Origin of the sequence: Georgenia sp. AZ-5 (genome assembly GCF_043952095.1) — a bacterium.
In the GTDB taxonomy this organism is placed as follows: domain Bacteria; phylum Actinomycetota; class Actinomycetes; order Actinomycetales; family Actinomycetaceae; genus Georgenia.
In genome coordinates, this window is sequence record NZ_JBINOU010000001.1 from 196,770 (window position 1) to 206,692 (window position 9,923).

At 67.7% G+C, this 9,923-nt stretch carries 4 protein-coding genes; 2 read left to right on the forward strand and 2 right to left on the reverse strand.

Annotated elements, in window-relative coordinates; genetic code table 11:
• Positions 1-236: 236 nt before the first annotated feature.
• Both ACF0H8_RS01015 and icmF read right to left on the reverse strand, forming a co-directional pair.
• Entirely contained in the window at positions 237-620 is a 384-nt protein-coding gene (locus ACF0H8_RS01015) for a nuclear transport factor 2 family protein (RefSeq protein WP_395287135.1), read from the reverse strand.
• 34 nt (positions 621-654) lie between these two features.
• Complete coding sequence (icmF, locus tag ACF0H8_RS01020) at positions 655-3,954, reverse strand: fused isobutyryl-CoA mutase/GTPase IcmF (RefSeq protein ID WP_395287136.1); 3,300 nt, start codon at positions 3,952-3,954, stop codon at positions 655-657.
• 167 nt (positions 3,955-4,121) lie between these two features.
• Here icmF and ACF0H8_RS01025 point away from each other — a divergent pair, with 167 nt between their 5' ends.
• Together ACF0H8_RS01025 and betT are read left to right on the forward strand one after the other, a co-directional pair.
• Positions 4,122-7,208 carry a DUF3427 domain-containing protein gene (locus tag ACF0H8_RS01025; RefSeq protein ID WP_395287137.1) on the forward strand — a complete coding sequence of 1,029 codons (3,087 nt, stop codon included), beginning with the start codon at positions 4,122-4,124 and terminating at the stop codon, positions 7,206-7,208.
• A gap of 470 nt (positions 7,209-7,678) precedes the next feature.
• The gene (gene betT, locus ACF0H8_RS01030; protein ID WP_395287138.1) at positions 7,679-9,922 is read left to right on the forward strand and encodes a choline BCCT transporter BetT; all 2,244 of its coding nucleotides are present in this window, start codon (positions 7,679-7,681) and stop codon (positions 9,920-9,922) included.
• Position 9,923 lies beyond the last annotated feature (1 nt).

The window sequence follows — 9,923 nt, forward strand, 5'->3', positions numbered from 1 at the left end:
ACAGCGGCTCGGCGGGTGGCGAGTCCTCCTCGGGGAAGAGTCGCTCGAACCGATTGGTGCCCGCCGCGGCCTGTAGCACAGCCCGCTGCACGGTCGGCAGCAATCCCGGGGCTCGTGGTTGCGGTCGCGGCAGGCGCCGACGCTAGCCGGTTGCTGCGGATGAGTCGCGCGCGTTATCCGGTGCGACCGGGGCCGTGTTGCGGGGCGCCGTCGAGTGCCCTGCCCTCGGGGGTCGGTCACGCCTGCTCGCGCTCGACCCACTGGGCGCGCCACTCCGGCGCCTCGAACGGCTCTGCCCAGTACGCCGTCTCCCGGGCGATCTTGCCGTCGCGGAAGTCGAAGATGAAGACGCTCTTGTAGGTCGGGCCGCCGTAGTCCAGCGTCGCCTCGAGCACCGCCAGATCGCCCGAGACGCTGAGCCGGCGCGGGGTGACCGTGGGCAGCCCGGGGAAGGCGCCGTAGACCGAGCGTCGTTTGTCGCCCCCGACCACCTTCTCCCCCGACTGGGGCCAATCCATCACGGCGTCCTCGTGGAACAGCTCGTCCATCACCGCAACCTGGCGGTCGTTGAGGCACTCGACCAGGCGCTCGACCACCCGGCGGTTGGTCTCTTCGGTCATCGTGGGTCTCCTCGATGTGGTGCCTGGGTGGGGCCTACACGTTCCGCCGGTACTTCCCACCAACGTCGAACAGCGCCTGGGTGATCTGCCCGAGGCTGCACACCCGCACCACGTCCATCAGGACCTCGAAGACGTTCTCCCCCGCGAGCGCCGCCGCCTTCAGCCGGGCCAGCGCCGCGGGCGCCTCATCGGCGTGCTCGGCGTGGAAGGCGCGCAGCCGCTCCACCTGGCCGCGCCGCTCCGCCTCGGTGGCCCGGGCCAGCCGCAGCGGCCCCTTGGCTGCGCCGTCGCCCCCGGGATGGCGGAAGGTGTTGACGCCGATGATTGGCAGCGACCCGTCGTGCTTGCGTTGCTCGTAGAGCATCGACTCGTCCTGGATCTTGCCGCGCTGGTAGCCGGTCTCCATGGCGCCGAGCACCCCGCCGCGGGCGGAGATGCGGTCGAGCTCGTCGAGGACGGCGTGCTCGACCAGGTCGGTGAGCTCGGCGAGGAGGAACGAGCCCTGGTTGGGGTTCTCGTTCAGCATCGGGCCCCACTCGTTGTTGATGATGAGCTGGATGGCCAGCGCGCGGCGCACCGACTCCTCGGTTGGGGTGGTCACCGCCTCGTCGTAGGCGTTGGTGTGCAGGGAGTTGGCGGCGTCGTACAGGGCGATGAGGGCCTGCAGCGTGGTGCGGATGTCGTTGAAGGCCATCTCCTGGGCGTGCAGCGACCGGCCGGAGGTCTGGATGTGGTACTTCAGCCGCTGGCTGCGCTCGTTGGCGCCGTAGCGGTCGCGCATGACGATTGCCCACACCCGCCGCGCCACCCGGCCGAGCACCGAGTACTCGGGGTCCATGCCGTTGGAGAAGAAGAAGGACAGGTTGGGCGCGAAGTCGTCCACCGCCATGCCGCGGGCGCGGTAGGCCTCCACGTAAGTCAGGCCGTTGGCGAGGGTGAAGGCGAGCTGGGAGATGGGGTTCGCCCCGGCCTCGGCGATGTGGTAGCCGCTGATGGACACCGAGTAGAACCGCCTGACTTCGTGGGCGACGAACCACTCCTGCACGTCCGTCATGACCTTCAGCGCGAAGTCGGTGGAGAAGATGCAGGTGTTCTGCCCCTGGTCCTCCTTGAGGATGTCCGCCTGCACGGTGCCGCGGACGTTGCGCAGCACGTACGCGCGGATCTCGGCGGCCTCGGTGTCCGACGGCGGCCGGCCGCGCCGGGCGGCGAAGGCCTCCAGCCGCTGGTCGATGGCGGTGTTGAGGAACATCGCCAGGATGGTCGGCGCCGGGCCGTTGATGGTCATCGACACCGAGGTGTTCGGCGCGCACAGGTCGAATCCGGCGTACAGCGCCTTCATGTCCTCCAGCGTGGCGACCGAGACGCCGGAGGTGCCCACCCGGCCGAAGACGTCCGGGCGGTCGTCCGGGTCGGCGCCGTAGAGGGTGACGGGGTCGAACGCGGTGGACAGCCGGGTGGCGGGCTGGCCCTCGGCGAGCAGGTGGAAGCGGCGGTTCGTGCGAGCCGGGTCGCCCTCGCCGGCGAACATGCGCGCCGGGTGCTCGTCGGTGCGGCGGCGGGTGAACACCCCGGCGGTGTACGGGAAGTGCCCGGGCAGGTGCTCGCCGCGCAGCCAGGTGAGCAGGTCGCCGTCGTCGTGCAGGCGCGGCAGCGCGAGGCGCGGCACCGGGATGCCGGCCAGGGAGAGGGCCGGCTCGATCGAGCGGGCCGAGGCGGACAGCAGCGGCCAGTCCCCCAGCAGCGCGCGGCTGTCCTCGCCGAGGGTCTCCTTCACCTCGGCGACGGCGGTGTCCAGGTCCTCGGTGGCGGCGCCGCGGCGGGCGAGGACGTCCCGGGCGTCGCTGAGGCGCTGCAGCTCGCGGGCGGCCTGCGCCTGCTCGATGGTGCGGCGGTGATAGGCGCGCACCGCCTCGGCGGCCTCGGCGAGGTAGCCGACCCGGGCGACCGGCACGAGCGGGGCGACCTGGGTGGAGACCTTGCCTGCCACCGGCTGGAGGGCGCCGTCGGTGATGGGCAGGCCGCGCGCGGCGAGCAGGTCGCGCAGGTGCAGGTAGAGGGCGGTGACGCCGTCGTCGTTGACGCGCGAAGCGACGGTGCCGAAGACGGGCAGATCCTCCGGGCGGGTGGAGAAGGCGAGGCGGTTGCGGGCCACCTGCCGGCGCACGTCGCGCAGGGCGTCCTCGGCACCGCGCCGGTCGAACTTGTTGATCGCGACGACCTCGGCGAGGTCGAGCATGTCGATCTTCTCGAGCTGGGTGGCCGCACCGAAATCGGGGGTCATGACGTACACGGGCACGTCGACGTGGTCGACGATGCCGGCGTCGCCCTGCCCGATGCCGGGGGTCTCGACGATGACGAGGTCGGCGCCCCACACCTTGGCGGCGGCGACCATGTCGTCCAGCGCCTCGGGCAGGTCGCCGCCGGCGCCGCGGGTGGCGACGGACCGGAAGAAGGTGCGCGGGCCGTCGATGGCGTTCATCCGGATCCGGTCGCCCAGCAGCGCGCCGCCGCCGCGCCGGCGCGTGGGGTCGACGGCGAGCACGGCCACGCGCAGGGCCTCGCCCTGGTCCAGCCGCAGGCGGCGCAGCAGCTCGTCGGTGAGCGAGGACTTCCCAGAGCCGCCGGTGCCGGTGACGCCTAGCGCAACGGCGGATGTCGCCGCAGCGGTTTCACGTGCAACTTCCAATTGGTCCTGCGGCAACCGACCGAGCTCGAGGGCGGTGAGGGTGCGGGCCAGCGCCCGGGCGTCGCCTGTCCTCAGGTGCTCGAACGGGGGCGGCGGGCCGCCGGCCGCCTCGATCGGGTCGACATCGGCCTCGCGGACGATCGCGTTGACCATGGCTGCAAGGCCGAGGCGCTGGCCGTCCTCGGGCGAGAAGATGCGGACGCCGATCTTGGCGAGCTCGGCGATCTCCTGCGGCACGATGACGCCGCCGCCCCCGCCGTAGACCCTCACGTGGCCGCAGCCCTCCTCGCGGAGGCGCTCGACGAGGTAGGAGAAGTACTCCATGTGCCCGCCCTGGTAGGACGAGACCGCCACCGCCTGGGCGTCCTCCTGGACCACGGCGGTGACCACGTCTTCCACGGAGCGGTCGTGGCCGAGGTGGATGACCTCGCACCCTTGCGACTGCAGGACGCGGCGGATGATGTTGATGGCGGCGTCGTGGCCGTCGAAGAGGCTGGCGGCGGTGACGACGCGGACCGGACTGGCAGGCTGGTGGAGCGGCGCATGCACCGCTCTCGCCGGGCGCTGCTCGACGACTGCCACGCCGCTCGTCGCGGGCCCCTCTACGGAGCGCCCTGCCACAGGCTCATGCCCGTCGGTGGACATGCCCTGAGCGTACGGTGCCCCCGTCGCCGCGGCGACAAGGTTGCGACGTCCATTGACTGCCCGGTACGCGAAAGTAAGGACGTCACATTCCGGCATCTTCGCGAGTTGTTTTCACTCCATGCCTCCCCGCAATGACAGACTGCCAGCGGCGGCAGGGAGGCACGCGCGTGGACGAGGGTATTTACGAGCAACTACTGACGAGGAAGCTCGAGCGAGACCTATCCGCCGTGCCGCATCTGAGGGCGGAACTCCACGAGGTGGACCCCGCGGATGAGCCGGACGTCCTGGCACGCCACATCGCCTCCGAAGTGGCGCGCGTTCTCCGCGACACGAGGAACGAAGCAAAGCGGGCTGCGCTCGCCAACGAACTGCTTAACGTCGTTCGCGCCGGGGAACACGCAGTCGCGGCACCCACGCGCCATCTCATGGCACTCAATAAGCCGCGTGACGTCGGAACGGCTCCGCAGTACGGAGTTCGGCCGCGGACGCCACTCTCTGACGCCGCACTCTTGACCAATGCGAAGGGCGATCCCAGCCTGGGCGCGGAACTTCGTGCTGAGATCGAATCGGCTGACCAGATCGACCTGCTATGCGCGTTCGTGAAGTGGCACGGACTTCGACTCCTTGAGGACCAACTACGCCGATTCGCCGAGAGAGGCGGGCGGCTTCGGGTTGTCACAACGACCTATATCGGTGCCACGGAGCGGCGGGCACTCGACCGACTAGTCAACGAGTTTGGCGCGGAGGTCAAGATCCAGTACGAGATCGCTCGTACCCGCCTGCACGCGAAGTCATGGCTTTTCAGGAGGACATCGGGCTTCAACACTGCCTACGTCGGGTCGTCGAATCTCTCAGTGGCTGCGCTCCTCGACGGCGTGGAGTGGAACGTCCGCCTTTCGGCGATCGCAACGCCGTCACTGCTTCAGAAGTTCGATGCGACCTTCGAGACTTACTGGAACGATCTGTCATTCCGAAGCTACGACCCCGAGCGCGACGGACAACTATTGGATGCGTCTCTCATAGAGGCTGGCGGTCGGCAATCCGGGACGGAACGCAGCATCAACCTCGCGGGCTTGGAGGTTCGGCCCTTCCCACACCAGCAGGAGATCCTCGAGCAGCTCGAGGTAGAGCGCACGGTGCATGGGCGCCATCGGAATCTGGTCGTTGCCGCCACGGGGACCGGGAAAACGGTCGTCGCGGCGCTCGACTACCGCAACCTTACGGCGACCGCTGGCCGGCGTCCCCCGCTGCTCTTTGTGGCGCACAGGATGGAGATCCTTCAGCAATCACTGCGTACGTACCGCGAAGTGCTGTCGGACGGATCATTCGGCGAACTCTGGGGCGGCGGCTACATGCCGGAGGAGGGAGAACATGTCTTCGCCACGATCCAGTCGATTGACAGGCGTGGCGTGGATACTCTCGCGTCCGATTCGTTCGAGATTATGGTGGTCGACGAGTTCCACCACGCGGAGGCCTCCAGCTACAAGCGACTGCTGGCGCATTTCACGCCGCGGGAACTGCTGGGATTGACTGCCACCCCTGAGAGAGCCGACGGTGTAGACGTTCGCGAGTTCTTCGATGGCCGCACGGCGGCCGAACTCCGCTTGTGGGATGCCCTCGAGGGCAACCTCCTGAGCCCGTTCCATTACTTCGGCATCGCCGACACCGTGGACCTGCGCGACATCGGATGGAGCCGCGGTCAGTACGACCGAGCCGAGCTCGAGAATGTGTACACGGGCAACGATGCGCGAACTCGCATCATCCTCAAGCAGTTGCGCGACAAGGTTGGCGACGTCCACAACATGCGCGCGCTTGGCTTCTGCGTCGGCGTACGACACGCGCAGTACATGGCCGAGGCGTTCACGAATGCGGGGGTTCGAGCACGAGCGGTGTGGGGTGATACGGACACGGAGGCACGGCGTGCAGCGCTTGCGGACCTTCGAGACCGGAAGGTGAACATTCTCTTCTCGGCCGACTTGTACAACGAGGGCCTTGACCTTCCCGACGTCGACACAGTGCTCTTCCTGCGTCCGACCGAGAGCGCGACCATCTTCCTGCAGCAACTCGGTCGCGGCTTGCGCCGCACTGCGACGAAGCCGGTGCTCACGGCCCTCGACTTCGTTGGCCATCAGCGGAAAGAGTTCCGCTTCGACCGCCGATACCGCGCGATGACAGGCGCCACGCGTGCGGGCTTGCGTCGCCAGGTGGAGAACGGCTTTCCGTTTCTGCCTTCAGGCTCCCAGATTGTGCTCGACCGTGAGAGCCAGGCGCTGGTCCTCGAGAACATCAAGAGCCAGCTCAACCCAAACTGGAAGACGCTCGTTCGCGAATTACGTCAGTTGGGGGACGTATCTCTGGGCGAGTTCCTCCGCGAGACCGATCTCGACCTGAGCGACGTCCTGAAGAACTCGAAGAGTTGGACGCTTCTGCGCCGTGACGCTGGCCTGCCCCTCGCCGCCGTCGGACCACGGCACGACACCATCATCCGGAGGGGTCGGGCGCTCGCCCACGTGGACGACTTGCCACGCGGACGTGCTTACCTGCGCCTCCTGGCCGACGACGCTCCTCCCTACGGAGAGCTCGATCCAGAAGCTCAGCAATATGCACGCATGCTTGTCTTCAGCGTCTGGCCAGACGGCGGAGGACACCGCAGCTTCGACGGCGCGCTGGGCGCTCTTCGGCCCGAGATTGCGGCCCGCGCGGAATTCCGCGAGATTATCGAGTTTGCTCTCGCGAACATCGGTCATGTTCCCGCGAGCCTTGAAGGCCCGCTTGCGGGAACATCGCTCGCCTCACATGCGCACTACACACGTGAAGAGATCGTCGTGGCGTTGGACTACGCCGGGTTCGACCGCCTGCCGAACAGCTTCCGCGAAGGCGTATTTTTCTCCGCACCCTGGCAAGCCGACGCTTTCCTGGTCACGCTGAAGAAGTCTGAAGAGGACTACTCACCGACGACGATGTACAACGACTATGCGATTAGCCCGGACCTGTTCCACTGGGAGTCGCAATCCGGGACGACCATCGCTTCTCCGACCGGCCAGCGTTATCTGCATCACCGAGAAGCCGGCACGAACGTCCTAATCTTCGCGCGGGAGGCCAAGAAGAACGCCTTGGGTACGGCTGCATACATGCTCCTGGGCGACGCTCGATACGTCACTCATGAAGGCGAGCGCCCCATCAGTATCACTTGGAAGTTGAGCCGGCCCCTACCTGCGACCTTCTTCCAGCTTGCTTCCGTAGCAAACGGGTAGCCGAAGGCTAGGTACTTCTAGCTTCTCGAGCCATGCCTTTCGCGAGCATGGCTCGCTGCGCCGGTCGGGGCCTCCTTGCAAGCTCACTAAATGCAGGAGGCCGTCAACACCGCGATTTTCACTGAGTCGTCGTGCAGCCCGAGCCAGCCGTGCACCACGCGGCGCCACGCGGCCTCGTGGAGGATGCCGGCGAGTTCTCTCCGGTGGGCGCGGCCGCGGCCAGGCGCTCGACCAGAGCACCTGGCTCGCAGTCACCGAGCGACCTGAGTTCCTTATGACATCTGCTACAGACTGTTGGACCAACGGCAGCCTGCACGTATGGTGAACGGCGAGCTAGTGTTCCAACGGCGGCTGCACGGCTGGGTGACGGCACCGCCGACTTGGTTCCCCTTATCGCTTCGGTTCTGAGATGGCTGCGGCGCGCGCCGGCCGCGCGCCCACGGATCAGGACCCGAGGCGAAGGAGAACGAGTGGCGACGTCTGACCACGAGGTGACACCGAACACCCAAGCATCCGCATCGAAGTTCGACCGCGGTCGATTCGGCGCCACGGAGCGACGGAAGCCCCGGATCGACGACGAGAACCGGGCGCCGATCTCCAGCGCCGAGCTCAGCAAAGGGCCTACGGAACTAGCGGAGGACCGCGGGGCGCGCGTCAACTGGCGGGTCTTCATCATCTCGGCCGCCGTGATCGTCGCTTTCTCGCTGTGGGCGATGCTCGCACCCACCAGCGCCGCGAACGTCATGCGCGATCTCGTCCTGCGGATCGCGACGAACCTCGGCTGGTTCTACGTCGTGACCGTCGTGCTGGTGATCCTCTTCGTGCTCTGGGTGGCCTTCTCGAAGGAGGGCCAGGTGCGCCTCGGCCCCGACCACTCCCGCCCCCAGTACAAGCGGTTCACCTGGATCGCCATGCTGTTCGGTGCCGGCGTCGGCATCGACATGCTGTTCTACTCCGTGACCGGTCCGATCGCGCAGTACATGATGCCCCCGACGGGCGACCCGCAGTCGGCCGAGGCCGCTCAGGACGCCGTCGTGTGGACGATGTTCCACTACGGCATCTCCGGCTGGTCGATGTACTCCCTGCTGGGCATGGCGATGGGCTACTTCGCCTACCGGTGGGGCATGCCGCTGTCGATCCGCGCGGCCCTGTACCCGTTGCTCGGCAAGCGCGTGCGTGGCGCCGCCGGCGACACCATCGACATCTTCGCCCTGATCGGCACCGTCTTCGGCGTCGCGGCCTCCATGGGCATCGGCGTCGTCCTGCTGAACGTCGGCTTCTCCTGGCTCTTCGGCCTGCCCGAGGGCCTGGCCCTGCAGATCGCCCTGGTCCTGGTCGCGGTCGTCATGACGGTCGCCGGCTGCCTGTCGGGCGTCGACAAGGGCATCCGCCTGGTCTCCGAGCTGAACATCTGGATCGCGGCCGCGATGATGCTCTACATCCTGGTCACCGGCAAGACCGCGTTCCTGCTCAACGCCCTGGTCACCAACATCGGCCGGTTCATCGGCACCCTGCCGGAGCGCACCCTGGAGACCTTCGCCTACGAGCCCGGCGGCGCCGACTGGATGGGCGGCTGGACGCTGTTCTTCTGGGCGTTCTGGCTGGCGTGGGGCCCGTTCGTCGGCCTGTTCTTGGCCCGGATCTCCCGCGGCCGCACGCTGCGTGAGTTCGTCATCGCCGCCATCACCGCCCCGGTGCTGTGTGACTTCATCATCGTCTCGATCTTCGGCAACTCCGCCCTGTCGGTCGTCATGGGCGGCAACACCGAGTTCGCCCAGCAAGCCGTCGAGCACCCCGAACAGGGCTGGTACGCCCTCCTCGAGATGTTCCCCGGCGCGGCGTTCCTGATCGGTCTGGCAACCCTGTCCGGCCTGCTGTTCTACCTCACCAGCGCCAACTCCGGCGCCATGGTGATGGCGAACTTCTCGTCCACGATCCCCGACCCCGCCCAGGACGGCGCGAAGTGGCTGCGGATCTTCTGGGCCGTGCTCACCGCGTTGCTCACGATCGCCATGCTGATCGCCGGCGGCGTCACCACCATGGAGTACGCGACGCTGATCTTCGCCTTCCCCGTGACGATCGTCGCCTACCTGATCATGGCCTCGTTCTCGAAGGTGCTCCGCATGGAGCGGGCCGAGCGCGAGGGCCAGGTCATTCACCGCCGCTCGGCCGGCCAGGTGCCGGAGAAGACCTGGAAGCAGCGCCTTGCGCAGCTGCGGTCCTACCCGTCGAAGAAGTCCGTCTCCCAGTTCATGGACCGGACCGTGCACCCGGCACTCACCGCCGTAGCCGCCGAATTCCGGGAGCAGGGCTACGAGGCGACCCTGTCCACCACCCCGAACGGCGAGACCGGCATCGACGAGCACACGCTGGTCGTCAACATGGCCGAGCACCGCGACTTCCACTACCAGGCGGCCGCGGTCGAGGCCCCGGTGCCCCGCATCGGCGGCCGGCCCATGTCGAAGGGCGACGACCTCTACTACAAGGTGGAGGTCTTCACCCAGACCGGCACCGAGGGCTACGACCTGATGGGCCTGACCCAGCAGCAGGTCATCAACGACGTCCTCGACCGGTACGAGGCGCACCTGTCGTTCCTCCGCTACTCGAGCGAGCACGACTACGCCTCGGTCCTGACCCCCGCGGTCCCGACCACGACAAGCCCCACCCCGCTCGTCCCGACGGTCGGAGACGATGTGGAGCGCATCGCGGACTGAG

Coding starts and splice junctions, on each gene's coding strand:
- ACF0H8_RS01015 (WP_395287135.1), bottom strand. CDS start 620: ATGACCGAAGAGACCAACCGCCGGGTGGTCGAGCGCCTGGTCGAGTGC.
- icmF (WP_395287136.1), bottom strand. CDS start 3,954: ATGTCCACCGACGGGCATGAGCCTGTGGCAGGGCGCTCCGTAGAGGGG.